The sequence below is a fragment of the Tianweitania sp. genome, from assembly GCF_032053605.1.
Lineage (GTDB): Bacteria > Pseudomonadota > Alphaproteobacteria > Rhizobiales > Rhizobiaceae > Tianweitania.
Genome location: NZ_DAMBUH010000052.1, coordinates 1 through 24,120, shown reverse-complemented (window position 1 = coordinate 24,120; position 24,120 = coordinate 1). Strand labels below are relative to the sequence as shown.

The following is a 24,120-nucleotide window of genomic DNA, read 5'->3' as shown; positions in this document are numbered from 1 at the left end:
CAGAACCTTGCCGGTCAGCATCAGCGCCCAGGTGGAGGCGTTCACGAAGATCGAGGCCGATTCGCCCGAATGCGCCGACCAGTCATGCGGCGCGATCTTGTCGCGGATCAGATCGTCCATGGTTTCCGAGTCCGGCACGCGCAGCAGCGCTTCTGCCAGACACATCAGCGCCACGCCTTCCTTGGTGGAGAGCCCGTATTCCGCCAGAAACGCTTCCATCCGGCCGGTCTCGCTGGACTCGCGCACCGAGCGCACCAGCCGCGCCGCATGAGCGGAAATCTCGGCACGAGCGCCCGCATCGAGATTGGCGCTCTGCACCAGCGAAGCCACCACCTCGGCCTCATCGGGCAGGATGTGACGGCGCATATTTTCACGGATCACGGCAAGCGGTTCAGACATCGTGCGGGCCTCGAAAAGGGGAACCGCCACATACCACGTTGCGTGCGCGGCGAGTGAGACCAAAGAGCGTGGCAAGGCGCTGCGTTTGGCTCTATATCGAAGCCCCCAACAGATCGAACGACCTGCGGAAAGGCTAATGACGGACGAACTGGATCGCCTCGACCGCAACATCATCACGGCGCTCAGCCGCGATGGCCGTCTTTCCATGGCCGATCTGGCCAAAAAAGTCGGTCTGTCAAAGACCCCGGTGCAGGCCCGCGTGCGACGCTTGGAGCGCGACGGCTACATCAAAGGCTACCAGGCCGTGGTCGACCGCGAAAAGATGGGCGAAGGCCATATCGCCTTCGTTCAGGTCAAGCTCGCCGACACCACCTCGAAGGCGCTCGATGCTTTCAACAAGGCCGTGCTTGAGGTTCGCGAAATCGAGCAATGCCACATGATGGCGGCGAGCTTCGACTACCTCCTGAAAGTCCGCACCACCGATATCGCCGCCTATCGTCGCGCGCTCGGCGAAAAGATCGCCGCCCTGCCCTATGTTGCGCAGACCTCGACCTTCGTGGTCATGGAGTCGGTCAAGGATCGCTGAGCGCCTAGTCGGCACCATCCGGCGCGTTCAGCCTTTCCAGCTCCGTGCGCGCGTAATCGCAGGCCACGAAATCCGGGCTGATGGCGCAGGATTTTTCGAAGGCAGCTTTCGCCTTGGCTGTGTCGACAGCAACCGCTTCACCGGACGTATATTGCCAGCCAAGCATCGTGCAGCCCCAGGCATCGCCGGCCTCGCACGTCACCTCGAAAGAGCGAAACACGCAGGACGGCGCCTGATCCGCCTTGGCAAGGAACGGCTCGTCGTCGGTCGTTCCCCTCAGGATGCCAGCCGCGCGGTTGGTGCAGCCGCCATCGCTGCCGGCCGCGCAAGCCTGCGCGAACAGTGCCTGGGAATAGCGGCCCAGCGCTTTCGGCGCGTTTTGCTGGTGGATATAGGCGAGCTGGAAACACGCATCTTCATTGCCGTCGTCGAAACAGCCCTTCAGGCATGCTGCGGGGTCGGCTTCGCATTCCCCGACAGTATAGTCGCGCGTCAGGTCCCATCGGGAAAACAGGGTCTGATCCTGCTGAAACAGATCGGCGGGACAAGCCTGCCTGCGCATCCACAGGTCTGCTCGCCCATCGAGATCGCGCTGGAGCGCCTCGAACTGCTTTCCGTCCTGCTTGGCTTGCTCCTTGTCATCCTGCGCCAGCGAAGGAACGGCGATCGCCGCGGTCACAAGAACCGCGGCGCCGTAAACTTTCCAAAGCTTGAGCTCGCTCATCCGGTAACAGCCGGTGCCGCCACTACAGCCCCAGCCCGCCGATGCTGACATACTTCGTGTCGAGGTAATCCTCGATGCCCTGATGCCCGCCTTCGCGGCCAAGCCCGGACTCCTTCATGCCGCCGAACGGCGCTTCCGGCGTGGTGATGATGCCTTCGTTGACGCCGACCATGCCGTATTTCAACCCTTCCATGACCCGGAAGGCGCGGCCGAGATCGCCGGTGTAGAAATAGGCGGCGAGGCCATATTCGGTGTCGTTGGCCAGCTCGATCGCTTCTTCCTCGCTTTCGAACTTGAACACGGGCGCAACCGGTCCGAAAATCTCTTCCTTCATGAAGCGCATTACCGGCGAAGCGTTGGAGATCACCGTCGGCTCGTAGAAGGAGCCGCCCAGAGCGTGGCGCTTGCCGCCGGTCACGACCGTGCCGCCTTTCTCCTTGGCGTCGGCCACGAGTTCCTCGACCTTCTCGACCGCCTTTTCGTCGATCAGCGGCCCCTGCTGCACGCCGGCTTCCGAGCCGTCGCCGATCTTCAGCTTGGCGGCAGCAGCCGAGAACTTCTCGACAAACGCATCATAGATGCCGGCCTGCACGAAAAAGCGGTTGGTGCAGATGCAGGTCTGGCCGGAATTGCGATACTTCGCGGCGATCGCGCCTTCCACGGCGCGCTCCAGGTTGGCGTCGTCGAAAACCAGGAACGGCGCATTGCCGCCAAGCTCCATCGACACCTTCTTCACGGTCGAGGCCGCCTTGGCGATCAGGATCTTGCCGACTTCGGTGGAGCCGGTGAAGGTGATCTTCTTGACCAGCGGATGCTCGCACAGCTCGTCGCCGATTTCGCTTGCAGCACCCGTCACCACATTGACCGCGCCCTTCGGGAAGCCGACTTCCTCGCACAGCGCGCCCCAGGCCAGACCCGAATACGGCGTCTGCGAGGCCGGCTTCACCACCGCCGTACAGCCGGCCGCCAGCGCCGGGCCAATCTTGCGCGCCAGCATGGAGGACGGGAAGTTCCACGGCGTGATCGCGGCAATCACGCCAGTCGGCTCCTTGGTCACCAGGATGCGCCGGTCAGCCCAGGGCGACGGCACGACATCGCCATAGGTGCGGCGCGCTTCTTCGGCAAACCACAGCACGTAAGCGGCGGACGCACCCACCTCGCCCTTGGCTTCCGCCAGCGACTTGCCCTGTTCAAGCGTCAGCAGTTCGGCCAGCGAATCCTGATTGTCCATGATCGCGTCATGCAGCTTGCGCAGGAGCTTGGAGCGATCGAGTGCGGAGGTCTTGCGGTAGGACAGGAAGGTCTGGTTCGCGGCCTCGATCGCGCGCTTCGTCTCAGCCCGACCGGATTTCGGCACGGTGCCGATCTTGAGGCCCGTTGCCGGATTGATCACGTCGATCGTCGCGCCCGAGTCGGCCTGCACCCACTCGCCGCCGATCAGGTTCGCTTCCCTCATGAACTGGCTGTATTTCTGCAGCATCGCTCTGTCTCCTGCTGGGTCCTGACGGACGGGATCTCTGTCATTTATGCTCGAGATCACTTTAGGTGAAAACGTGCTCCGCCACAAAGAGCCAGAACACGGTGGTCACTACGGCAAAGGCGGTCGACATGGTCATCGTGTTGGATGTCAGCGCCTGTCCCGTGCCGAAGCGCGTTGCGATCAGATAAGGGTTGATGCCGCTGGGGATGGCAGCGGCAAGCACCGCCACCTTGGCGGAAAGCGGCGGCATGCAGAGAAGGAGTGCGATCACCAGAGCTGCGGCCGGCATCAGGAAGAGCTTGAAGCCGACAAGGCATAGCACCGGCCCGAGATGACTGCCGATGCCAAAGCGCCGCAGCGACAGGCCCATCGCGAACAGCGCCACCGGCACGGCCGCATTGGCAAAAGCATCCACGAAGCGCATTACGAAAGACGGGATCGGCACCCCGGAAAAGCGCCAGATGAGACCGATCATAATGCCGATCACGATGGCGTTCGACAGCAGCTTGCGGCCGAAATCGAGAAGAACCGTTGCCATTCCCGGCCGATGCAAATCCTTTGGCCGCATCAATTCGAACAGCAGGATAGACAGGCCCATCATGATCGGCAGGTGGATCGAGATGATCAGCGACAGCGTCGTGAAGCCTTCCTGGCCGTAAACGCCGAGGCTGAGCGGAATGCCGAGCATCAGCAGGTTGGAAAAGCCCGACGCCAGACCGCCGGTCATCGCCGTGCGATCATCCCTCCCAAAGGCGCGCTTGAGCGTGAAGAAGGCCACACCCCAGGCGATGAACACCGACGAGAAGTACGTGATCCACAAGGCCCACGGCGTATCGCCACCGAAGGTCGCGGTCGCAACCGTCCTGAACAGCAGCATGGGCAGACCTACGCCCACCGCAAACTGCGTCAGCGCTTCACCCACATCGAGTTTCAAAAAGCCCGTCAGCGCCGCAAGATAGCCCAGCGCCACCAGGCCGAACACGAACAGGATGGTTTCGATCAACGCATGCATACGGGCTCGATAGGCCCGCCGGCAGCAGCGAGCAACACGGCTTTCGTCTCACAAAGAAAAAGCCGGGCACGATGGCCCGGCTGTTCGTTCGTTCGCAGTAAATGCGTTGAAGTCGATCAGGCCGACTTGCCGCTTTCTTCTTCCTCGAAGGTCACTGCCACATCGGCATTAGCCGACAAGCGAACCTTGTCGCCTTCCACATCGGCAACGAGGCCGAGCGAAATATAGTGGTGATGTCCTTCGTGATGGCCCTCACCGCTGTCCTTCTTGGTCAGCTTGATGCGGTCGCCTTCGACCTTGTCCACCGTGCCGACGTGAACGCCGTCTGCGCCGATAACTTCGGCATGTTCCTTGATGTTGCTGGCAATAGACATATCAGCATCCCTTTCGATCAACGGATTGGTTTTGCGGATGGGGAACGCAGGTCGCTCAGGAAAGATGCATTCAACCTGCCATCGAAAACGAGCACGCAGCGTTCACCCGACAACACCTTGCCGGTCGATTTGGCTTTCGGGCCGCGGATCGCTATTTCACATCCATGATCCGCATCACCACCCTGCTGCTTTCCCTTCTTCTAACCCCGCTCGTTCTTGTTGTCGCTCCAGCCAGTGCCACGGAAGCTGGCTGGGCACTCTTACGCGAAGGTGGACACGTCGTGCTCCTGCGCCATGGTTATGCCGCTGGCACAACCGACTCACCCAAGATCGATCTTGATGACTGCCGCACCCAGCGCGGCCTCTCGGATCGCGGCAAGCAGCAGGCGCGCCGAATAGGCTCCTTGTTCGCGGCGCGTGCCGAACCGGTCGAGCAAGTTTATACGAGCCGCTTCTGCCGCACCCGCGAAACCGCCGACCTCGCCTTCGGCTCGAGCCTCGTCAAAGACCTGCCCGCTCTTGATCCTGCTTCCGATCCGTCTGCAGCGGAAACCGCCAGGGAAGAGATTTTCGCGCTCGTGGAAGGCTTCACCGGTTCCGGCAATCTGGTGCTCGTCACCCATGAAGACGTCATCCGCTCCCTGACTGGAGCAGGCGCCCGAGAAGGCGAAGCGGTCATCGTCAAGCGCAACCCTGAAGGCCTCCATATCGCCGGACGCATCATCTTCAACTGAGCCGCTTCAAAGAAGCTCGGAACCTTCCCGGCCTGCTAAGCATTCACCGCCCGACCCCGAAACCGGAGACGATACCGTGAAAGACAAGCAAGAATTCTGGAAGATGCTGTCCAGCTTCCGTGTCGCGATGCTGACGACCCACGACGGTCAGGACATCCGCTCGCGTCCGATGGCGCCGCATTTCGACGAGAACGAGCACGTCGTCCGCTTCCTGTCGAACGCCGATGCCCCGAAGACCGACGAGATTGACGAAGAGCGTCACATCAACCTGACCTTCGCCAACGAAAGCACCAACGACTTTGCGTCGCTTTCCGGTACCGCTACCCAGAGCCAGGATCGCGCGATGATCAAGGAACTCTGGAATGCCTATGCCGACGCCTGGTTCGACGGCGATGCGGAAACGGCCGACGTAGTTGTCATCACTTTCCGCCCGAGCGAGGGCCAGTATTGGGATGCAACCGGCAGCTCGATCCTGCATGCTTTCGAAGTCGTCCGGACGAAGGTGACCGGCGGCAAGCCGAATGTTGGCGAGAGCGGCAAGATAACGTTCTGACACTCCCTAAAGACGGTGAAAAGGCGGGCTTTTGTCCGCCTTTTCCCATTTTTTACGGCGCCATATTCCTGTTTTCCGGTGCATTTTTCCGGTTTTGCTCCGTGATTTCCCCGCTTCTACCGGGTCTCGACGGGGCAAAGGCCCTTCCCCTTCCCGGCAAAACGATTTAGGAACCGCGGCCAAAATCTCATTTAATGACGCCATCAAGGGAATTGCCCGTGTCCTCCACCACCTTCGACAAGGTCGCCGACATCATCGCTGAAACCAGCGAGATCGACCGCGAAACCATCACCTCGGAAAGCCACACGATCGACGATCTCGGCATCGACAGCCTTGATTTCCTTGATATCGTCTTCGCCGTCGACAAGGAATTCGGCATCAAGGTGCCGCTCGAGAAGTGGACGCAGGACGTCAACGAAGGCCGCGCTTCGACCGACGAATACTTCGTTATGAAGAATCTTTGCGCCAAGATCGACGCCCTCGTCGCCGCAAAAGCTGCCTGAAAACAGGCACTTACCTCTAATGAGCGCACGCGACGTCGTTATCACTGGGATCGGCCTCGTGTCTTCGCTGGGCGAAGGCACGGAGCAGCATTGGCAGCAGCTGACGCTTGATCAGCCCACGCCCACCCTCGATCGCGACCGCTTCGCGCCCTACACAGTCCATCCCCTACCGCAGCTGGATTGGGGTCTTCAGATCCCCAAGCGCTCCGACCAGCGCCAGATGGAAACCTGGCAGCGCCTCGGCACCTATGCCGCCGGCCTCGCCCTCGACGATGCCGGCATCAAGGGCGATGAAGCGCTTTGCGCAACGATGGACATGATCGTCGCAGCCGGCGGTGGCGAGCGCGATGTGGAGGTCGACACCTCGATCCTCGAGCAGTCGCAGACCTCGTCCGACACCGGCGTGCTCCTCAACGAACGCCTGACGACCGACCTTCGGCCGACCCTTTTCCTGGCGCAGCTGTCAAACCTGCTGGCCGGAAATATCTCGATTGTTCATAAGGTTACCGGCTCTTCCCGCACCTTCATGGGAGAAGAAGGCGCAGGCGTTTCGGCAATCGAGACAGCAGCCGCACGCATCCGCGCCGGCCAGTCGACTCACGCGCTCGTGGGTGCTGCCTTCCAGACCGAACATCCCGACATGCTGCTTGGCTATGAGCTCGGCGGCTACCTCAACCGTGGCGACTGGGCTCCGGTCTGGGATCGCTCCGGCACGCAAGGTGGCGGCATCGTCAGCGGTTCGGGCGGGGCGTTCCTCGTTCTGGAATCGCGCGAGCACGCGCAAGCGCGCGGCCGCAAGGTCTATGCAACACTCGGCCGCGTCGCAGCTGCAGGCGCTGCACCGGACGAGGCGCAGATCGCTCATATGCTGGCCGAACTCGACCTGTCTGGCCCGCATCTGGCGATTTCCGGGGCGACCGGCGTTGAGGCAATTACCCGTGCCGAACGCTCGGCGCTGGACAAGGCCGGCCTGATCGCACGCGGTTTCACCAACCTGACCGGCCACCTCAAGGAAGCGCAATTCCCGTTTGCGGTCGCCTTGGCAGCGCTGGCTGTATCACATGGCGCAGCACCTTCTCCTACCGAGCCGAGCGAAGCGCCTTTCTCGGACACGCTGGACATGGCGGTTGCCACAAGCTTCGGTTATCGTCGCTATGGCGGCGTTGCGGCTCTCGGCCGCGCCTGAGCCTCGACCTCGCGGGCGAGGCCCCTACCTGACGGCAAGGAACCACCATGACGAGCACCGTGGATCATCTTGGCAGGCCCATCGTGGCCGTCACCGGCTTGGGCGTCGTAACCTCGCTCGGCGTCGGCAAAGCCGACAACTGGGCAGCGCTGACGGCTGGCAAGTCCGGCATTCATCCGATCACCCGCTTCCCCACCGATCACCTGCGCACCACCATTTCCGGCATGGTCGACTTCTTGCCGTCAAGCGGAAAGGGTAACTCGGCGCTGACCGAGGAACTCGCTGCAACCGCAGCGGAAGAGGCCATCGCACAGGCCGGTCTCGGCAAGGACTTCGGCGGCCCGTTGTTTCTGGCTTCCCCGCCGATCGAGATGGAGTGGCCGGATCGTTTTGCGCTCTATAAGGGCGAGGAGACCGAGGAAGGCTATGCGCGCCTGCTGGCCGTCGCGCGCGCCCGCAACGATCGCTCGCTGTTCGAAAGCTCGCAGTTCGGCCACATCGCCGATGCGTTGTCAGCCCGCTTCGGCACACGCGGTCTGCCGATCACGCTGTCGACGGCATGCGCTTCCGGTGCCACGGCAATTCAGCTTGGCGTCGAAGCCATTCGCCGGGGCGAGAGCGACCGCGCTTTGGCGATCGGTGCCGATGGCTCGGCGTCCGCTGAAGCCTTGATCCGCTTCTCGCTGCTGTCGGCGCTTTCAACCCATAATGACGAGCCAGAAAAGGCGTCTCGCCCCTTCTCGAGGGATCGCGACGGCTTCGTGCTGGCCGAAGGCGGTGCCGCACTGGTGCTGGAGTCGCTGGAAAGCGCACGCGCCCGTGGCGCCAAGGTGCTCGGCATCCTGCAAGGGTGCGGCGAACGCGCCGATGATTTCCACCGCACGCGTTCCAAGCCGGACGCTTCGCCCGCTATCGCAGCAGTAAAGGCCGCTCTTGATGACGCTGGTCTGGGCGTCGATGGCATCGATTATGTGAACGCGCACGGCACTTCGACGCCGGAAAACGACAAGATGGAGCATCTGTCGTTGTCCACCGTGTTCGGCGAGCGCATCAAGTCGATTCCCGTCTCCTCAAACAAGTCGATGATCGGCCACACGCTTTCGGCGGCCGGCGCGGTCGAGGCGGTGTTCTCCTTCCTCACCATGCAGGAAGGCGTACTGCCGCCCACCATCAATTACGACCAGCCGGATCCGGCGATCGACCTCGACGTCGTGCCGAACGTCAAGCGCAATGCCGATGTTCGCGCGATCCTGTCGAATTCCTTCGGCTTCGGCGGCCAGAACGCCTGCCTCGCACTGGCACGGGAGCCAAACTGATGCGCGCTTTGCAGCTGATCGAAGATCGCCGGCTCGAAACCGTCGATCTTCCGGAACCCGGCGCGCCTGAGCTTGGCGAAGTCACGGTCGCGATCAAGGCCGTCGCGCTGAACCATATCGACGTATGGGGCTGGCGCGGCATGGCTTTTGCCAAGCGCAAGATGCCGCTGGTGATCGGCGCGGAAGCCTCTGGCGTGGTCGAGACAGTCGGTCCCGGCGTGTCGAACCTGCGACCGGGCGAACTGGTCTCGATCTATGGCGCGCGCACTTGCGGCCGATGCAAGAACTGCGTCGAGAGGCGCGACAATCTCTGCGAGCATGTGCAGGGCGTGCATGGCTTCCATCTCGACGGCTTTGCGCAAGAGCGCATCAATCTGCCGGCCCGCCTCCTCGTCCCCGCCCCTCCCGGCGTGTCGGATGTGGCAGCCGCGCTTGCACCGGTGACCTTCGGCACGGTCGAGCACATGCTGTTCGACAATGCCAAGCTGCAGCCCGGCGAAACGATCCTCGTTCATGCCGGCGGTTCAGGCATCGGCACGGCGGCGATCCAGCTTGCCAAGAAGATGGGCTGCACGGTCATCACCACTGTTGGCTCGGACGCCAAGATCGAGCCGGCCAAGGCGCTGGGTGCCGATCACGTCATCAACTACCGTGAAGACCGCTTCGAGGGCGTGGTGCGCAAGCTTACCAAGAAGCGCGGCGTCGATGTCGTGTTCGAGCATGTCGGCGCAGACACGTTTGCCGGCTCCATGCTTTCTATGAAGAAGGGCGGCCGCCTCGTGACTTGCGGCTCCACGTCCGGCGTCTCGACGCAGATCAACCTGATGCAGTTGTTCCAGCAGCAGCTGAAGCTGCTCGGCTCCTTCGGCTGCCGCATGGAAAACATGGCCAATGCCATGCAGAAGATGGCGCAGGGTCTCGTTCATCCGGTGATCGACACCGAAGTCACCTTCGACGACATCGACACGGCGCTGAAGCGCATGGAAGGCCGCGACGTATTCGGCAAGATCATCCTGCGGGTGTGATGCGGGTCTTCATCGCCGCCCTCAGGAACCGCTTCGAGCTGTTCCAGTACTGGATCGTCGCGCAGATCGTCTTCGGCGTCATGGCGCTTTTGCGGCTTGCGCCACCTGACGCGGCGCTCAACTTCGCTGACAAGGTTGCGCGCACGTTCGGGCCGCTGACCGGCCGCCACAAGGTCGCCGTCGACAATCTCAACCAAGCCTACCCCGAGAAATCGGCTGAAGAGCATGATGCGATTGCCCGGGACATGTGGGGCAATATGGGTCGTCTCGCGACCGAATACGTCTTCCTCGACAGACTGTTCGATTTCAACCCGGCGACCAACGGCGAGAACCGCGTCGAGATCAACAAGGCCGGCGAGCCGATCTTTCATCGGTTGCGCGACGAGCAGAAGCCACGGCTGTTCTTTACCGGCCATCTCGGCAACTTCGAGTTTCTGCCGATCGTGGCGGCGACCTTCGACCTGCAGATGACGTCGATGTTTCGGCCGCCCAATAATCCCTATCTCGCGAACTATGTGCTGCGCCGCCGCTCCGGCGCGATGGGTTCGCTGCTGGCCTCACGGCGCGGTGTGGCGTTCAGCGTGGCGCGCATTCTGGAAAATAGCGGCAATGTCGGCGTTCTCGTCGACCAGCATTTCATGCAGGGCGTGCCGACCACCTTCTTCGGCCGCGCCTGTGAAAGCAGCCCGCTGGTGGCCAAACTGACGCGCAATTATGAATGCGACGTGCATCCTGCGCGCTGCATTCGCCTGCCCGGCAATCGTTACCGACTTGAGATCCAGGAAGCGCTAAGGCTGCCGCGCGATGCCAAGGGTCGGGTCGATGTGAACGGCACCACGCAGATGCTCAACGACATCGTCGAGGGCTGGGTGCGCGAAGATCCCGGCCAGTGGATGTGGTTCCACAAGCGCTGGAAGATCAGCAAGCGCAAGAAGAAGAAAACGGGCGCGCCGGTCACGCCCGCTTGAAGCTCAGTTCGCGACGATGATGCGCGTATTGCCGGGTCCGACCTCGCGAACCAGATCATAGAACGCCTTGGCATTGCTGGTCGCCAGCCGCACGCAGCCATGCGAGGCCGGGCGTCCGAGCCGGCTTACCGCCTTGGTGCCATGCACCGCCCAGCCGCGATCATAGAACACGGCATAAGGCATCGGCGCGTCGTCATACTTGCGCGATTTCCAAAGCTGGTGAATCCGGTAAGGACGCCAGGTGCCGAGCGGCGTGTCGTAGCCTTTGCGGGCCGTCGACACCTTCCAGGTGTAAAGCACCTTGCCCTGCCGGCTCACCGTCATCACCTGCTTGGCGACATCGACATGCGCCACTACCGTCGCCGCATTGGCTAGGCTCGGCGCTGCCGCCAGCATGCCGAGAACCGCCAGCCCTTCCCAGATCTTCGCCATCTCGCCCTCCAAAATCCCGTTGTGCGTGATGGTAGATGCAGGAACTGAATCCCGGGTGAATCATCGCGGCTTACCTTGCTTGTTGATCGGCTGCGGACTGGCTTGCCAGATCATCCGGACGCTGATGATATCCTCGCTATGACCGACAAGCTTTTGCGCGCCATCGACGACCGGGTCGATGATCTCACCGTTCTCACCCAGGACCTCGTTCGCTTTCCGACGATCAATCCGCCCGGGGAAGCCTATACGCCCTGCGCCGAATATATCGGCGACCGGCTAAAGCGCAGCGGCTTCCAGGTGGGATATGTGCGCGGTGAAGGCACGCCGGGGGACAATGATCGTTATCCCCGCACCAATGTCGTTGCGCGCTTTGAGGCCAAGCGGCCGGGCAAGGTCGTCCATTTCAACTCGCATATCGACGTGGTGGAAGCCGGCGAAGGCTGGACGGTCGATCCGTTCGCGGGCGTAGTGAAGGACGGTCGCGTGTATGGTCGCGGCACCTGCGACATGAAGGGCGGGCTGGCGGCTTCCATCATCGCGGCGGAAGCCTTCATCGCCGAGAACCCGGATTTCGCTGGCGCTATCGAGATTTCCGGTACCGTGGATGAGGAATCCGGCGGTTATGGCGGCGTCGCTTATCTCGCGGGCAAGGGGTACTTTTCGGCGCCGCGCGTCGACCATGTCATCATCCCGGAACCGTTGAACAAGGACCGCATCTGCCTCGGCCATCGCGGCGTGTGGTGGGCGGAAATCGAAACCAAGGGCCATATCGCGCACGGCTCGATGCCCTTCCTGGGCGACTCGGCCGTGCGCCATATGGGGGCGCTGCTTCAGGCGTTTGAAGACGAGCTGTTCCCGGTGCTCGACAAGAAGCAGACTGAGATGCCGGTGGTGCCGGAAGGTGCGCGGCGCTCCACGATGAACATCAATTCGATCCACGGCGGCCAAACCGAGGACTTCCGCCCCGGTCTGCCCTCGCCCACCGTGCCAGACACCTGCCGCCTGGTGATCGACCGCCGCTTCCTGCTGGAAGAAGACTTGGACGTCGTGAAAAGCGAGGTCACCACGATCCTCGACCGTCTTAAGTTGGAGCGGCCGAAGTTCGATTACACGATCCGCGACCTCATGGAGGTCAAGCCCACCATGACCGAGCGCGACGCGCCGGTGGTGCAGGCGGTGGCGGAGGGCATCCACGCGATCTTCGATCGCGCACCGGATTACGTCATCTCACCCGGAACCTACGACCAGAAGCACATCGCTCGCATCGGCCACATCTACGATTGCATCGCTTATGGCCCCGGCATCCTCGACCTCGCGCATCAGCCCGACGAATGGGTCGGCATCGAGGACATGGTGCAATCCGCCAAGGTCATGGCGCTGGCACTCCGTCGGCTCTTGGCGGGTGGGGAAATCTGACCGCGTCGGCTCGTATGACGAGAATGCCGATTTACTCAGGCGCTCATTCACGCTTCAATCCCTGCCTGACCCTGCGGAGTTTTTTCGATGACCAAGTGGACGTCCGTTCTGGCTGCAACAATGCTCGTGCTGGCATCCGTCACGTGCGCCTTTGCGGCCCGCACCGATCTCGTGCTTGGCATGGTGCTGGAGCCACCACATCTCGACCCGACGGCGGGTGCCGCGGCTGCGATCGACGAGGTGGTTTACACCAACGTGTTCGAGGGGCTGACCAAGATCGGTCCGACCGGCGAGGTTCTGCCGGGCCTGGCGGAAAGCTGGGACATCTCGCCGGATGGCAAGACCTATACATTCAAGCTTCATACTGGGGTGAAGTTTCACGACGGAACCGAGTTCAACGCCGAAGACGTCAAGTTCTCGCTGGAGCGGGCGATTTCACCGGATACGGTGAACGCGCAGAAGGCGCTGTTTGCCAAGATCGACACGATCGAGGTCGTCGATCCCGCCACGGTGAAGATCACGCTGAAGCAGCCGCAGGGTGGTTTCCTGTATAATCTCGGCTGGGGCGATGCAGTGATCGTGGGGTCCGAAAGTGTGGCGACCAACAAGGAAAAGCCGGTTGGGACCGGCCCGTTCCGCTTTGAAAACTGGGCGCGTGGCTCCTCGATTACGCTGGTGAAGAACCCAGAATATTGGGGCGAGCCGGTGTCGCTGGACAAGGCCGAGTTCCGCATCATTCCGGATGCGGCGGCTGCCATTCCGGCACTGCTCTCAGGCGATGTCCAGGCCTTCCCGAGCGCGCCGGTCGCCGAAGCGCTCGACCAGATCAAGGCGGATCCGCGGCTGAAGGTCGTGATTGGATCGACCGAGGGCGAGACGATCCTGTCGATGAACAACAAGAAGGCGCCGTTCGACAACAAGCTGGTGCGGCAGGCAATTTCCTATGCGTTGAACCGCGAGGAGATCAATGCCGGCGCAATCAACGGACTGGGCACACCGATCGGCTCGCATTTCGCGCCGCATAATCCGGCCTATGTCGATCTCACTGGCACCTATCCGCATGATCTTGAGAAAGCGAAGGCGCTGCTGGCGGAAGCCGGGCTCGCTGACGGCTTCTCCGCCACGATCAAGCTGCCGCCGCCGCCTTATGCGCGTCAGGGCGGCGAGGTGATCGCGGCCGAGCTCGCGCAGGTCGGCATCAATCTCGATATCATCCCGCTGGAATGGGCGCAGTGGCTGGAGCAGGTGTTTACCGGCAAGGATTTCGACCTGACTGTTATCAGCCATGTCGAGCCCAACGATATCGATATCTATTCCCGGCCTGACTATTACATCGGCTACCAGAACCCCGAGTTCAACAAGGTCATTGGGGAGCTCGACGCCACGGTGGACGAGGCTAAGCGCAAAGACCTTTACGGCCAGGCGCAGAAGATCCTGGCCGATGATGCCCCGGTCGGCTTCCTGTTCCAGCTGCCGAAGGTCGGCGTTTGGGATGCCAAGCTGGAAGGTCTGTGGGAGAATACGCCAATCCCAGCTAACGACCTGACAAAGGTGAAATGGACGGAGTGAGCGTGCGCAAGCAGCAGGGCGAGCAAGCTGGCCAACCGGCCGACCCACACGCATGACCGCCTATATCCTGAACCGCGTCCTGATCGGTCTGGCGACGCTGCTGCTGGCGTCGGTTGTCGTGTTCGGCGTGATGGAAGTCCTGCCAGGCGATGCCGCGCAATTGATGCTGGGGATGAGCGGCAGCCCGGAAGCGCTGGCTAACTTGCGGACGCAGATGGGGCTCGATGAGCCGTTGGTCTGGCGCTACCTGCACTGGATCGGCGGATTGCTGACCGGCGATTTCGGGCGGTCCTATACCTATTCTTCCCCTGTGGCCGACCTCATCCGCGAGCGTCTGGTGGTATCGCTTCCGCTTGCCCTGATGTCGCTTGTTCTTTCGACCGTGATCGCTCTACCGGTCGGCATCTTCGCAGCCGCTCGCCGGGGTCGCCTGCCCGACACACTGTCGATGGGCGCGGCGCAGCTTGGCGTCGCCGTGCCGAATTTCTGGTTTGCGCTGCTTCTGATCTATGCCTTCGCCGTCTGGCTGAAATGGCTGCCTGCCGGCGGCTTTCCAGGATGGAATGGCGGCATCTGGAACGGCGTCAAGTCGCTGATCCTGCCGGCGATCGCGCTGGCTTTGCCGCAAGCCGCAATTCTGGCGCGTGTCACACGTTCGGCTTTGCTCGACGTTCTCGGCGAAGATTACATCCGCACCGCCCGCGCCAAGGGCCTGCCGCGCGGCCGTGTGTTACGCCGCCATGCGCTGCGCAATGCGATGATCCCGGTGCTGACGATCCTCGGCCTGCAATTCGCGTTTCTGCTGGCCGGCACGATCATCATCGAGAACGTGTTCTATCTGCCCGGCCTCGGGCGGCTGATTTTCCAGGCCATCACCCAGCGCGACCTGATCGTGGTGGAAGGCGTGGTGATGTTGCTGGTGGCGTCCGTGATCGTCGTAAACATCCTGGTCGACCTTGCTTATGCCGTGGTCGATCCACGGTTGCGGGAGGCGGCATGAGCGCCCTTCCAGCCGAAACAGTGCCGCCGAGCCAGAGCTTCCTTCGGCTGGCGCTCGCCAACCGCTCTTTCGTGATCGGCGCCTTGATCACGGTCATCATCGCCGGCATGGCGCTGCTGTCCTATGTATGGACGCCGTACTCGGCGACCGACTTGTCCGTGCTGAACAAGATGAAGGGCGTGTCGGCGGAGCACTGGTTCGGCACGGATCATTTCGGACGTGATATTCTGTCGATGATCATGGTCGGCGCGCGGTCTTCCATCGCTGTCGCGATCCTTGCCGTCGGCATCGGCATCGTGATCGGCGTGCCGCTTGGCTGTTATGCGGCGGCAACCGGCGGCTGGATCGACGAAGCGCTGATGCGGATCAACGACCTCGTTTTCGCCTTTCCGGCGTTGCTGTCGGCCATCATGATCACCGCGATCTTCGGTCCGGGCGCAACGAACGCGATCATCGCGATCGGCATCTTCAACATTCCGGTTTTTGCGCGGGTGGCGCGTGCCGGGGCGCTGTCGATCTGGCCGCGCGAGTTCATTCTGGCCGCGCGAGCGTCAGGCAAAGGCAAGGTGCTGATCACGATCGAGCATATCCTGCCCAACATCGTCAGCCTGCTTTTGGTGCAGGGCACGATCCAGTTCGCACTCGGGATCCTGGCCGAAGCCGGCCTGTCCTATCTCGGCCTCGGCACGCAGCCGCCGATGCCGTCCTGGGGCCGCATGCTGTTTGATGCGCAAACCCGCATGATGGCAGCACCTCATCTGGCGATCTTCCCCGGCCTCGCCATCGTGGTCACCGTTCTCGGCCTCAATCTTCTCGGCGACGGCGCGCGCGATATCCTTGATCCCCGGCTGAGGCGCGTCCGTTGAGCCTGCTGGAAATCGAAAAGCTGACGTTGTCGATCGGCAATTTTCCGATCATGAGAGGCATCGATCTCTCGCTCGAAAAGGGCGAGGTGATGGGGATCGTGGGCGAGTCTGGCTCCGGCAAGTCGATGACGGCGCTGACCCTAATGCAGCTTCTTCCGCATGGTGCTCAAACCGGCGGGCGCCTCACCTTCGACGGCAAGGACATCCTCCATGCCACCGAAGCCGAGATGTTGGCGCTGCGCGGCGACGATATCGGCATGGTGTTCCAGGAGCCGATGACGGCGCTGAACCCGGTGAAGACGATCGGCGAACAGGTGGCGGAAGGCATCCGCTGGCACACCAAGGCGAGCCGAGCTGATGCCGAAAGCCGCGCGGCGGCGATGCTCGACCGCGTCGGCCTGCCTGAAGCCAAGTTCCCGCTGACGCGTTATCCACACCAGCTCTCCGGCGGCCAACGCCAGCGCGTGGTGATCGCCATTGCCTGCGCACTGAAGCCGAAGCTGCTGGTCGCGGACGAGCCGACCACAGCGCTCGACGTCGTGCTGCAAAAGCAGATCCTCGACCTCCTGCAGGATTTGGTCGACGAACGCGGCATGGGGCTGCTGCTCATCAGCCACGATCTGGCTGTCGTGGCCGAGATGGCCGACCGCATCACCATCATGCGCCACGGCGAGGTGATTGAGAGCGGCGAGACATCAGCGGTGCTGGCGGCGAAGGCGCATCCTTATACCGCGCAGCTGGCGGAGGCGTCCGCGCATGTGCCGGTGAACAGGCGCAGCATACCCCCCTCTGCCCTGCCGGGCATCTCCCCCTCAAGGGGGGAGAGAGAACCTTCATCAAACGTCCAGCGCCCCGTTGGAGCACCGAGCCATCAGGAGCACATCAGAAAGACGTCCCCTGTAAGAGCAGCAGCAATACAGTCGCCTTTCTCCCCCCATGAGGGGGAGATGCCCGGCAGGGCAGAGGGGGGTGCAACGTTGCCGCCTCTCCTCGCCGTCCAGTCGATCACCCGCGACTATGCCGGACGACGCACCGGCATCTTCTCTCGCGAAAAGCCGTTTCGGGCCGTCGATGACGTGTCCTTCACCCTGCACCCCGGCCAATCCGTCGCGCTTGTCGGCCGGTCTGGCTGCGGCAAGTCCACATTGGCGCGGATGATCCTGGCGCTGGATCGCCCCTCTTCTGGCTCCATCACCTTTGACGGCCATCGGCTGGAAACAAGCAAGGATGCCGACTTGCGTGATGCCAGGCGAAACATGCAAGTGGTGTTCCAAGACCCCTACGGCTCCTTCAACCCGCGCCACCGCGTAGAGCGATTGGTGGCCGAGCCGCTGCACCTTCTGCAAACCAAGCCGTCGCAGGACGAACGCCGGGCGCTGGTGTCAAAGGCGCTCGATGATGTCGGCCTCAAGCCTGCCGACATGGACAAATACCCGCACGAGTTTTCAGGCGGCCAGCGCCAGCGCCTGTCGATCGCACGCGCCGTCATCACCCGCCCCAAGCTGATCGTCGCCGACGAACCGGTTTCAGCGCTCGACGTGTCGATCCGCGCGCAGGTGCTGGATCTTTTCGCCGAGCTGAATGAACGGCTCGGCGTCGCTTATCTCTTCATCACGCATGACCTGACGGTGGCGCGGGCTATCACAGACGATGTGATGGTCATGCATGAAGGCAGGATCGTAGAGCGAGGGGAAACTCATGCGATCCTCGACCATCCGCGATCCGACGCGGCCAAAGCTTTGGTAGCGGCCGCGCCTGATTTGGATCGTGCGCTCGCTGCCAGAGCCGCCCGTATCAACGCGGCGCGTTGAGGATCTCGGACGGCTCGATCTCGAGCAATTTCAGCGCGCGTGCGAGCAGCTGAACTTCCTGCTTTCCAAGCGCCCGGTCGGCTTTGGCGATAGCCGCCATGTTGCGGGCAAGGAGCTGCTTGCGGTCATGATCGAGGCGGCGGAACACTGCCAGGGATTGGGCAATCGTGGTCTCGTAGCCATAGGTCCGCAGATAATCGACGACATCGTCCAGATCGGCTTCGTCGATGCCGAAGGACTCCTTGCAGATCCGGCGAAGTGTTTCGAGTTCGGCTTCGGAGATCTCGCCATCGGCCAGGATCATGCGAAAAAGCAGCAGCAGTTCAGCCGTCAGGACAGGATCTTCCGCAACGCGCTCGACTGCCGTTTGACCGTTGAATACGGAAATCAGTTTATTGATAAGCCCCTGCGGCATGGTTTGCTCCAATCCCCATTATTCGGTTCGGCCAGGCATATGACGGCACGCGCATCGCTGCGGCGGCGGCTATCGCCGAACTGTTCGATGCTTTATGCCTCAATCCGCTGCGAGTTACATCCTCATGCCTGAACTGACTTTCCACCTCCTGGCCATTCTTGCCTTGGCGGCCTTTCTTGCCGGCTTCATCGATTCCATTGCCGGCGGTGGTGGCATGGTGACCGTGCCGGTTCTGTTGCTGGCCGGCTTCCCGCCGGTGGAAGCACTTGGCACCAACAAGCTGCAGGGCTTGTTCGGCTCGGCATCCTCCACCATCGCCTATGCGCAAAAAGGGCATGTCGACCTGCGCGGCCAGCTTCCATCGGCCATTGCATCCGGCGTCGGCGGCATCTTTGGTGCTTTGCTGGCTGCCGTTCTGCCGGGCGAATGGCTGCAACTGGTGCTTCCCGTACTCCTTGTTGCGATTGCCCTCTACTTCGCTTTGAAACCCTCGATGGATGATGTCGACCGCGCCCAGCGCATGACGCCGTTCCTCTTTGGCCTGACGGTTGTTCCACTGATCGGCTTTTATGATGGGCTGTTCGGGCCAGGCACTGGCTCGTTCTTCATGCTGGCCTTCGTGACCCTGGCCGGCTACGGCCTGTTGAAGGCGACGGCACATACCAAGCTGTTGAATTTCGCCTCCAATGTCGGCAGCTTCGGCGCTTTCGCGCTGGTCGGCGTGATCTCCTGGAAGGCCGGGCTGGTGATGGGCGTTGCACAGTTTATCGGCGCCCGTCTTGGCGCTACGTTGGCCATGCGGGTCGGCTCGCGGCTCATCCGGCCGCTGCTGGTTGTCACTTGCGTGGCGCTGGCGATTAAGCTGCTCCTCGACGAAAAGAACCCTTTTCACGCCTTCCTGTTCGGCTGAGTACTGAGTGCCTGCGATCCTGAGCGCATGTCCGGATCGGCATGCGATTGGGCAATCGTGCCTTGATCCCGAAGGACAAACTGCTTTATCGAAAGCCGCAACACTTGCTGGTCAAACGTTTGTTTGCTTGTTCGATCGCGCACAGCCATTGTGCGCCGATGCGGATTGGAAGCATCGGGCGAATTGACTAGGATCGGCAGGAAGCGCGCAGATTGGGAGGACACCATGGACGCAGCGGTTGATACGGCATTGGGCCAGTTCGAACTGAACTCGGACCAGCGCGCAATCCAGGAAATGGTGCAGGCTTTCGCGGCCGACCGGGTGGCGCCGCATGCGCTCGAGTGGGATCGCAAGGGCTACTTTCCGAGCGATGTGGTGCGGGAAACAGCGGCGCTCGGCCTTGGCGGCATTTATGTGAATGACGATGTCGGCGGTTCCGGGCTGACGCGCCTCGATGCCGTCCTGATCTTCGAAGCGCTGGCCGCCGCCTGCCCTGCCTTCTCGTCCTTCATCTCGATCCACAATATGGGCGCCTGGATGATCGACCGTTTCGGCGACGAAACGCAGCGCCAGCGTTTCCTGCCCAAGCTGACTTCCATGGAGTGGCTGGCGAGCTATGCGCTGACCGAGCCGGGCGCAGGCTCCGACGCCGCAGCGCTTCGCACAAAGGCCGTTCGCTCAGGCGGCAATGGCGACTCTTACGTGCTGAACGGCACCAAGCAGTTCATTTCAGGCGCCGGCGAAAACGAGCTTTACGTTGTGATGGCGCGCACCGGCGAGGATGGCCCGAAAGGCGTTTCGACCTTCGTGATCGAGAAAGGCACGCCCGGCCTGTCCTTCGGACCGGAAGAACAGAAGATGGGCTGGAAGATGCAGCCGACGCGGCAGGTGATCTTCACCGACTGCGAAGTGCCAGCCGAAAACGTGCTCAGCGGCGAAGGAGCCGGCTTCCGCATCGCCATGGCCGGGCTCGACGGCCTGTTCGCTGGGCGGCGCGCAATCAGCGCTCGACAAGGCGCTGACCTATGCCGGCGAGCGTAAGGCCTTCGGCCAGACCATCGACCGCTTTCAGTCCTTGCAGTTCAAGCTGGCCGACATGGAGACCGCGCTGCAGGCCGCCCGCATCTTCCTTTACACCGCAGCCTCAAAGCTCGACGCCAAGGCGCATGACGCCGGCAAGTGGTCGGCCATGGCCAAGCGCTTTGTTACCGACACCGGATTCGAGGTCGTCAACGACGCGCTGCAGGTGCATGGCGGCTACGGCTATCTGCATGATTACGGCATCGAAAAGCTGGTGCGCGATCTGCGCGTCCATCAGATCCTCGAAGGCACCAACGAGATCATGCGCGTGATCATCGCGCGGAGTTTGATTGGTCGGTGATGCAGGGGATTAGGTGAGTAGGCGATTAGGGCAGTAGGGCTGAAGAAGCTCGCCGCCCTCGCCTTTCCCTAATCCCATGTTCACCTACTCACCTATTCGCTTACTTCCGGAGGATCCTCACCATGACCACCATCGCATTCATTGGCCTCGGCAATATGGGCAACCCCATGGCCGCGAACCTTGTGAAGTCGGGCTACTCGGTGCTCGGCTTTGATCTCGTCGAGGACAACCTGAAGACGGCCGGTGCGAACGGGGTGAAAGTCGTGGGCGATGCTGCTTCAGCGGTGGCGACGGCTGATGTGGTGGTGACCATGCTGCCGGCGGGAAAGCATGTCGTGTCCGTCTACAATGACGTGGTCGCCAAGGCGAAGCCGGGCACGCTGTTCATCGACTCCTCCACGATCGACGTGGAGTCGGCCCGCCAGGCGCATGCGATCGCAGCCGAGAACGGCATGCTTTCGGTCGATGCGCCGGTGTCCGGCGGTACGGTCGGCGCGCAGGCAGGCACCCTTACCTTCATGGTGGGCGGCGCGAAGGATGCGTTCGACAAGGCTGAGCCGATCCTGGAGCGCATGGGCAAGCGCTCGGTGCATTGCGGCGATGCGGGTGCCGGACAGGCCGCCAAGATCTGCAACAACATGATCCTCGGCGTGTCGATGATCGCAGCAGCGGAAGCCTTTGTGCTCGGCGAAAAGCTCGGCCTGTCGCATCAGGCGCTGTTCGACGTGGCCTCGACTTCATCGGGCCAATGCTGGGCGATCACCACCAACTGCCCCGTTCCAGGCCCTGTGCCGACCTCGCCGGCCAATCGCGATTACAAGCCGGGCTTCGCTGCGGCGCTGATGCTCAAGGACCTGAAGCTGGCTCAGGAAGCGGCTGGATCGGCCGGCGCGGAAACGCCGCTTGGCGCTCAGGCGGCTGAACTTTACAGCCGGTTCGAAGCGCTCGGCCATGGCGGCGAGGACTTCTCCGGCATCATCAACTTCCTGCGGAGCGACGCTGAAAAAACAACGGCGTGACAAGCGGTATCGCCAACTTAACACGCATTTTAAGCTTTGCTTTAGGACTCCGTAACCAGCTAGTAACGATGTCCCTCTATAAGGATGTGCATGGCGGATGAAACCACCGCCACCCGCTCCGGATCAGGTACTGCGTACCGGAGCAGTAAACTTCGCTGTGTGTTGTTCGCGAAGTGCCAAGCGTTTCACTGGCAAAGCCGCGATCGCAGGAATGCGAGCGCGGTTTTTGCGTTTTGCGGTTTCAGGTCGAGGTTCCAGGCAGCGCCTCCTGGCCATCCTCAATGATGACGATCGGCTCCTGACCGTCGATTGTCACCGCGAGGCGATCAATCTTCCACACATTTGCCTCGCGATGAAGCTGTGAAAAGATCGTTCCCGATCCCTTGCTGCCGCTCACCGGAATGTTGAAGCCAGCGCCACCCGTGCCGTCGCCATTGGTGCTGACACCGCCGGTGAAGAAACTCGATGCGCTGAAGTCATCACCCAGTGCCTGCACGACACGCGGATCGCCACGCGCGGCATCGAGCGTCATCTGGTAGGCGTCGCTGCTGCGCATGATTGCCATCGTGCCGAATACCAGCGCGACGCCGGCGGCGATCGACAGCAGCACAACAAGGAAGCCGGCGATTGCCCAACGGCGCTGGACCTTACGGAAATGCTCGGCGTCGCGCCAGGCCCGGTTCTTCCATGCCCAGCGGCTACCGCGTGCGCCCAGAATGAAAACCATCACGATGTTGACCAGAGGAACGAACATCAACAGTGCGATCCACACGCTGTTGCCGATGCCCCAGATCCAGTTGAGCAGAAACGCGCCCCAGTTCCAGCGGTCGAGTTCCGGCGGGATCTCCGGCGGATTGTTCAACGGCTCGTCGAAATAGACTTTCGGCTCGGTCATCTCTGGCTATCCCTTTGGACATGGTCCCAGCTGATCTTGCGCACAGCTTCCATGAAGGTCTAGCCAGCAGACACCCGCTGTTCAAGCCGAGCGCATACGCGCGCGCACGATACCAAGCAGCAGCAGGCCGGTGCTGAAGATGCCCAGCATGAAAGGCAGGGCATGCGGACCGAGGACCTGCATCGAACCGCCGGACATCGGCGGCCCCGCAATGCCGCCAAAGCCCCACATCATCGCAAACGCCGCGTTACCGGCCACCAGCATCGTGCCGGAAAAACGCTGGCCGAGTTCGATCACCGACATCGTATACATGCCGTAGGAGAAGGCACCCCAGAAGAAGATGGCGGGCCACTGGAAGGGCGTTCCGAGAACCATGGGCAGGAGCGCGCAGCCGCCTGTCGCGAACAAGGCGCAAAGCACCATCACCGTGCGTGCGCTCAGGCGCTCCGCCAACAGGCCGAGCGGGATCTGCAGGGCAACATTACCGAAGAAGAAGACGGTCAGCAGCGTCGCCAGCTGTTTTTCGTCCAGGCCCATGGATCGGCCATAGGTCGGAAACAAAGCGAGCATGGAGGTTTCGGTCGCGGCAGCCACCCACACTGCGGCGAGCAAGGTCGGTGCGGCGGGCAGAAAGCGCCGGACGGTGCCCTGCTGCTCGTCTTCATGAAACGGTGGCAGCCGTGTCGAAGCCAGCCGCACGAACAATCCGCAGATCAGGAAGGCCGAAAAGCCGAGCGCGAAGGGCAGAATGCCCGACGTGCCGATCACCGCCAACGTCGCGGGACCACTCGCAAAGCCGAGCGAGATGATGGAGGTATAAGCGCCCATGAACCGCCCGCGCTGTTGCGGCGGTGCCAGGGACATCATCCAGACTTCGCTCAGGACATAAAGCGGGATGACGCTCATTCCCAAAAGGAAGCGCAGCGGAAACCACAGCCAAACATTCTGCGTCAGCCCGATCAAGGCAAACAGCGTTGCGCAGAGAAGCGAGCACACGGTGACGGTCATGATGCCGCCCAGCCGCTTGACGATCGCAGGGATCTGCGTGGCGGCGATCATCATGCCCAGCGGCGACATCGCCGCCGACAAGCCGATCATCGTTGGCGACACGCCCTGCCGCCCGAGAATGAAGCTGAGCAGCGGGTAAGACAGCCCCTGCGCAATTGCGAACACCGACACGGTGGCCGTAACAGCGGCAATCGCCAGCCAGGGAACCGGTGTCTTCAAGGCCGGCCCAGGCGCCGCATCGGGTTGCAACATCAGATACAAGCTCCCCTTCTTCGGCCACTCGATAAACACTGAAAAGCAAACGAGCAGGCCCGCGAACGCGACTCGCGCAGCAGCAAGACGTGCCGAATAGCTGGCAGCTATCACGGCTCCCTATGCGCCGCTATCGGCCCAGCGACACGAATGCGCTTTGACAGCAGGCACCGACGAACGTCAGCATGGATTGGAACTTCCGGCCCAACTCCATGCTTCCTGCTGTTCACCCCAGCGGAGACCGGCCATGACCGACACCAACGACAAGATCACGCGCCGAAGCGTT

Annotated in this window: 23 protein-coding genes and 2 pseudogenes; 16 read left to right on the top strand and 9 right to left on the bottom strand. The window is 62.1% G+C overall.

Annotated features, from left to right (window positions below):
* A pseudogene (locus tag RTX98_RS12740) lies at positions 1 to 399 on the bottom strand (bifunctional proline dehydrogenase/L-glutamate gamma-semialdehyde dehydrogenase); the annotation flags it as partial.
* Between the two features lie 136 nt (positions 400 to 535).
* Between RTX98_RS12740 and RTX98_RS12735 the strand changes: the two are divergent.
* A complete protein-coding gene (locus RTX98_RS12735; protein WP_312797001.1) occupies positions 536 to 985 on the top strand; it encodes a winged helix-turn-helix transcriptional regulator in 450 nt (149 codons plus the stop codon).
* 4 nt (positions 986 to 989) lie between these two features.
* Here the strand turns inward: RTX98_RS12735 and RTX98_RS12730 are convergent, their stop codons facing one another.
* The 4 genes from RTX98_RS12730 to RTX98_RS12715 form a co-directional block, all read right to left on the bottom strand.
* Positions 990 to 1,709 (bottom strand): hypothetical protein, encoded by a 720-nt coding sequence (locus RTX98_RS12730; RefSeq protein WP_312797000.1) that lies wholly within the window; start codon positions 1,707 to 1,709, stop codon positions 990 to 992.
* A 22-nt stretch (positions 1,710 to 1,731) separates the two neighbouring features.
* A complete protein-coding gene (locus tag RTX98_RS12725) occupies positions 1,732 to 3,189 on the bottom strand; it encodes an NAD-dependent succinate-semialdehyde dehydrogenase (RefSeq protein WP_312796999.1) in 1,458 nt (485 codons plus the stop codon).
* A 61-nt stretch (positions 3,190 to 3,250) separates the two neighbouring features.
* Positions 3,251 to 4,201, bottom strand: a complete 951-nt coding sequence (locus tag RTX98_RS12720; protein ID WP_312796997.1) for an AEC family transporter — start codon at positions 4,199 to 4,201, stop codon at positions 3,251 to 3,253.
* A gap of 116 nt (positions 4,202 to 4,317) precedes the next feature.
* Positions 4,318 to 4,575 carry a DUF2171 domain-containing protein gene (locus RTX98_RS12715; protein ID WP_312796995.1) on the bottom strand — a complete coding sequence of 86 codons (258 nt, stop codon included), beginning with the start codon at positions 4,573 to 4,575 and terminating at the stop codon, positions 4,318 to 4,320.
* A gap of 164 nt (positions 4,576 to 4,739) precedes the next feature.
* On the opposite strand from RTX98_RS12715, the gene RTX98_RS12710 reads away from it, so the two are divergent.
* The 7 genes from RTX98_RS12710 (at position 4,740) to RTX98_RS12680 (ending at position 10,860) form a co-directional block, all read left to right on the top strand.
* The gene (locus RTX98_RS12710; protein WP_312796993.1) at positions 4,740 to 5,309 is read left to right on the top strand and encodes a histidine phosphatase family protein; all 570 of its coding nucleotides are present in this window, start codon (positions 4,740 to 4,742) and stop codon (positions 5,307 to 5,309) included.
* A gap of 76 nt (positions 5,310 to 5,385) precedes the next feature.
* Positions 5,386 to 5,862, top strand: a complete 477-nt coding sequence (locus RTX98_RS12705) for a pyridoxamine 5'-phosphate oxidase family protein (protein ID WP_312796992.1) — start codon at positions 5,386 to 5,388, stop codon at positions 5,860 to 5,862.
* 218 nt (positions 5,863 to 6,080) lie between these two features.
* Positions 6,081 to 6,365 (top strand): acyl carrier protein, encoded by a 285-nt coding sequence (locus tag RTX98_RS12700; RefSeq protein WP_416223118.1) that lies wholly within the window; start codon positions 6,081 to 6,083, stop codon positions 6,363 to 6,365.
* A 19-nt stretch (positions 6,366 to 6,384) separates the two neighbouring features.
* Positions 6,385 to 7,551, top strand: coding sequence for a beta-ketoacyl-ACP synthase (locus tag RTX98_RS12695; protein ID WP_312796991.1), 1,167 nt, complete (start codon positions 6,385 to 6,387; stop codon positions 7,549 to 7,551).
* Positions 7,552 to 7,598: 47 nt separating this feature from the next.
* Positions 7,599 to 8,867 (top strand): beta-ketoacyl-ACP synthase, encoded by a 1,269-nt coding sequence (locus tag RTX98_RS12690; protein WP_312796990.1) that lies wholly within the window; start codon positions 7,599 to 7,601, stop codon positions 8,865 to 8,867.
* Positions 8,867 to 9,892 carry a zinc-binding dehydrogenase gene (locus RTX98_RS12685; RefSeq protein ID WP_312796989.1) on the top strand — a complete coding sequence of 342 codons (1,026 nt, stop codon included), beginning with the start codon at positions 8,867 to 8,869 and terminating at the stop codon, positions 9,890 to 9,892. Before RTX98_RS12690 ends, RTX98_RS12685 begins: the two co-directional genes overlap by 1 nt.
* Positions 9,892 to 10,860 carry a lipid A biosynthesis lauroyl acyltransferase gene (locus RTX98_RS12680; RefSeq protein ID WP_312796987.1) on the top strand — a complete coding sequence of 323 codons (969 nt, stop codon included), beginning with the start codon at positions 9,892 to 9,894 and terminating at the stop codon, positions 10,858 to 10,860. Before RTX98_RS12685 ends, RTX98_RS12680 begins: the two co-directional genes overlap by 1 nt.
* A gap of 3 nt (positions 10,861 to 10,863) precedes the next feature.
* Here the strand turns inward: RTX98_RS12680 and RTX98_RS12675 are convergent, their stop codons facing one another.
* Positions 10,864 to 11,292, bottom strand: a complete 429-nt coding sequence (locus tag RTX98_RS12675; protein ID WP_312796985.1) for a L,D-transpeptidase — start codon at positions 11,290 to 11,292, stop codon at positions 10,864 to 10,866.
* Between the two features lie 138 nt (positions 11,293 to 11,430).
* Between RTX98_RS12675 and RTX98_RS12670 the strand changes: the two genes are divergently transcribed.
* The 5 genes from RTX98_RS12670 (at position 11,431) to RTX98_RS12650 (ending at position 17,954) form a co-directional block, all read left to right on the top strand.
* Positions 11,431 to 12,708 carry an acetylornithine deacetylase/succinyl-diaminopimelate desuccinylase family protein gene (locus tag RTX98_RS12670; RefSeq protein ID WP_312796983.1) on the top strand — a complete coding sequence of 426 codons (1,278 nt, stop codon included), beginning with the start codon at positions 11,431 to 11,433 and terminating at the stop codon, positions 12,706 to 12,708.
* Positions 12,709 to 12,795: 87 nt separating this feature from the next.
* Positions 12,796 to 14,277 (top strand): ABC transporter substrate-binding protein, encoded by a 1,482-nt coding sequence (locus RTX98_RS12665; protein ID WP_312796982.1) that lies wholly within the window; start codon positions 12,796 to 12,798, stop codon positions 14,275 to 14,277.
* Positions 14,278 to 14,329: 52 nt separating this feature from the next.
* Complete coding sequence (locus tag RTX98_RS12660; protein ID WP_312796980.1) at positions 14,330 to 15,277, top strand: ABC transporter permease; 948 nt, start codon at positions 14,330 to 14,332, stop codon at positions 15,275 to 15,277.
* Positions 15,274 to 16,143 carry an ABC transporter permease gene (locus RTX98_RS12655; protein ID WP_312796978.1) on the top strand — a complete coding sequence of 290 codons (870 nt, stop codon included), beginning with the start codon at positions 15,274 to 15,276 and terminating at the stop codon, positions 16,141 to 16,143. The genes RTX98_RS12660 and RTX98_RS12655 overlap by 4 nt, the downstream gene beginning before the upstream one ends.
* A complete protein-coding gene (locus RTX98_RS12650; protein WP_312796976.1) occupies positions 16,140 to 17,954 on the top strand; it encodes a dipeptide ABC transporter ATP-binding protein in 1,815 nt (604 codons plus the stop codon). The genes RTX98_RS12655 and RTX98_RS12650 overlap by 4 nt, the downstream gene beginning before the upstream one ends.
* Here the strand turns inward: RTX98_RS12650 and RTX98_RS12645 are convergent.
* Positions 17,938 to 18,369 (bottom strand): TerB family tellurite resistance protein, encoded by a 432-nt coding sequence (locus tag RTX98_RS12645; RefSeq protein WP_312796974.1) that lies wholly within the window; start codon positions 18,367 to 18,369, stop codon positions 17,938 to 17,940. The genes RTX98_RS12650 and RTX98_RS12645 overlap by 17 nt on opposite strands.
* Positions 18,370 to 18,493: 124 nt before the next feature.
* On the opposite strand from RTX98_RS12645, the gene RTX98_RS12640 reads away from it, so the two are divergent.
* The 3 genes and pseudogenes from RTX98_RS12640 (at position 18,494) to mmsB (ending at position 21,679) form a co-directional block, all read left to right on the top strand.
* The gene (locus tag RTX98_RS12640) at positions 18,494 to 19,279 is read left to right on the top strand and encodes a TSUP family transporter (RefSeq protein WP_312796972.1); all 786 of its coding nucleotides are present in this window, start codon (positions 18,494 to 18,496) and stop codon (positions 19,277 to 19,279) included.
* A gap of 225 nt (positions 19,280 to 19,504) precedes the next feature.
* Positions 19,505 to 20,660: pseudogene (locus tag RTX98_RS12635) on the top strand (acyl-CoA dehydrogenase family protein).
* Positions 20,661 to 20,782: 122 nt separating this feature from the next.
* Positions 20,783 to 21,679: a 3-hydroxyisobutyrate dehydrogenase gene (gene mmsB / locus RTX98_RS12630; protein WP_312796970.1), complete on the top strand. Its 897-nt coding sequence runs from the start codon at positions 20,783 to 20,785 to the stop codon at positions 21,677 to 21,679.
* A gap of 241 nt (positions 21,680 to 21,920) precedes the next feature.
* Here the strand turns inward: mmsB and RTX98_RS12625 are convergent, their stop codons facing one another.
* Together RTX98_RS12625 and RTX98_RS12620 are read right to left on the bottom strand one after the other, a co-directional pair.
* On the bottom strand, positions 21,921 to 22,574 hold the full coding sequence (locus tag RTX98_RS12625) for a cytochrome c oxidase assembly factor Coa1 family protein (RefSeq protein WP_312796968.1): 654 nt from the start codon (positions 22,572 to 22,574) through the stop codon (positions 21,921 to 21,923).
* Between the two features lie 81 nt (positions 22,575 to 22,655).
* Positions 22,656 to 23,834, bottom strand: coding sequence for an MFS transporter (locus RTX98_RS12620; protein WP_312796966.1), 1,179 nt, complete (start codon positions 23,832 to 23,834; stop codon positions 22,656 to 22,658).
* Positions 23,835 to 24,120: the final 286 nt, after the last annotated feature.

Coding starts and splice junctions, on each gene's coding strand:
- RTX98_RS12735 (WP_312797001.1), top strand. CDS start 536: ATGACGGACGAACTGGATCGCCTCGACCGCAACATCATCACGGCGCTC.
- RTX98_RS12730 (WP_312797000.1), bottom strand. CDS start 1,709: ATGAGCGAGCTCAAGCTTTGGAAAGTTTACGGCGCCGCGGTTCTTGTG.
- RTX98_RS12725 (WP_312796999.1), bottom strand. CDS start 3,189: ATGCTGCAGAAATACAGCCAGTTCATGAGGGAAGCGAACCTGATCGGC.
- RTX98_RS12720 (WP_312796997.1), bottom strand. CDS start 4,201: ATGCATGCGTTGATCGAAACCATCCTGTTCGTGTTCGGCCTGGTGGCG.
- RTX98_RS12715 (WP_312796995.1), bottom strand. CDS start 4,575: ATGTCTATTGCCAGCAACATCAAGGAACATGCCGAAGTTATCGGCGCA.
- RTX98_RS12710 (WP_312796993.1), top strand. CDS start 4,740: ATGATCCGCATCACCACCCTGCTGCTTTCCCTTCTTCTAACCCCGCTC.
- RTX98_RS12695 (WP_312796991.1), top strand. CDS start 6,385: ATGAGCGCACGCGACGTCGTTATCACTGGGATCGGCCTCGTGTCTTCG.
- RTX98_RS12690 (WP_312796990.1), top strand. CDS start 7,599: ATGACGAGCACCGTGGATCATCTTGGCAGGCCCATCGTGGCCGTCACC.
- RTX98_RS12685 (WP_312796989.1), top strand. CDS start 8,867: ATGCGCGCTTTGCAGCTGATCGAAGATCGCCGGCTCGAAACCGTCGAT.
- RTX98_RS12680 (WP_312796987.1), top strand. CDS start 9,892: ATGCGGGTCTTCATCGCCGCCCTCAGGAACCGCTTCGAGCTGTTCCAG.
- RTX98_RS12675 (WP_312796985.1), bottom strand. CDS start 11,292: ATGGCGAAGATCTGGGAAGGGCTGGCGGTTCTCGGCATGCTGGCGGCA.
- RTX98_RS12670 (WP_312796983.1), top strand. CDS start 11,431: ATGACCGACAAGCTTTTGCGCGCCATCGACGACCGGGTCGATGATCTC.
- RTX98_RS12665 (WP_312796982.1), top strand. CDS start 12,796: ATGACCAAGTGGACGTCCGTTCTGGCTGCAACAATGCTCGTGCTGGCA.
- RTX98_RS12660 (WP_312796980.1), top strand. CDS start 14,330: ATGACCGCCTATATCCTGAACCGCGTCCTGATCGGTCTGGCGACGCTG.
- RTX98_RS12655 (WP_312796978.1), top strand. CDS start 15,274: ATGAGCGCCCTTCCAGCCGAAACAGTGCCGCCGAGCCAGAGCTTCCTT.
- RTX98_RS12645 (WP_312796974.1), bottom strand. CDS start 18,369: ATGCCGCAGGGGCTTATCAATAAACTGATTTCCGTATTCAACGGTCAA.
- RTX98_RS12640 (WP_312796972.1), top strand. CDS start 18,494: ATGCCTGAACTGACTTTCCACCTCCTGGCCATTCTTGCCTTGGCGGCC.
- mmsB (WP_312796970.1), top strand. CDS start 20,783: ATGACCACCATCGCATTCATTGGCCTCGGCAATATGGGCAACCCCATG.
- RTX98_RS12625 (WP_312796968.1), bottom strand. CDS start 22,574: ATGACCGAGCCGAAAGTCTATTTCGACGAGCCGTTGAACAATCCGCCG.
- RTX98_RS12620 (WP_312796966.1), bottom strand. CDS start 23,834: ATGTTGCAACCCGATGCGGCGCCTGGGCCGGCCTTGAAGACACCGGTT.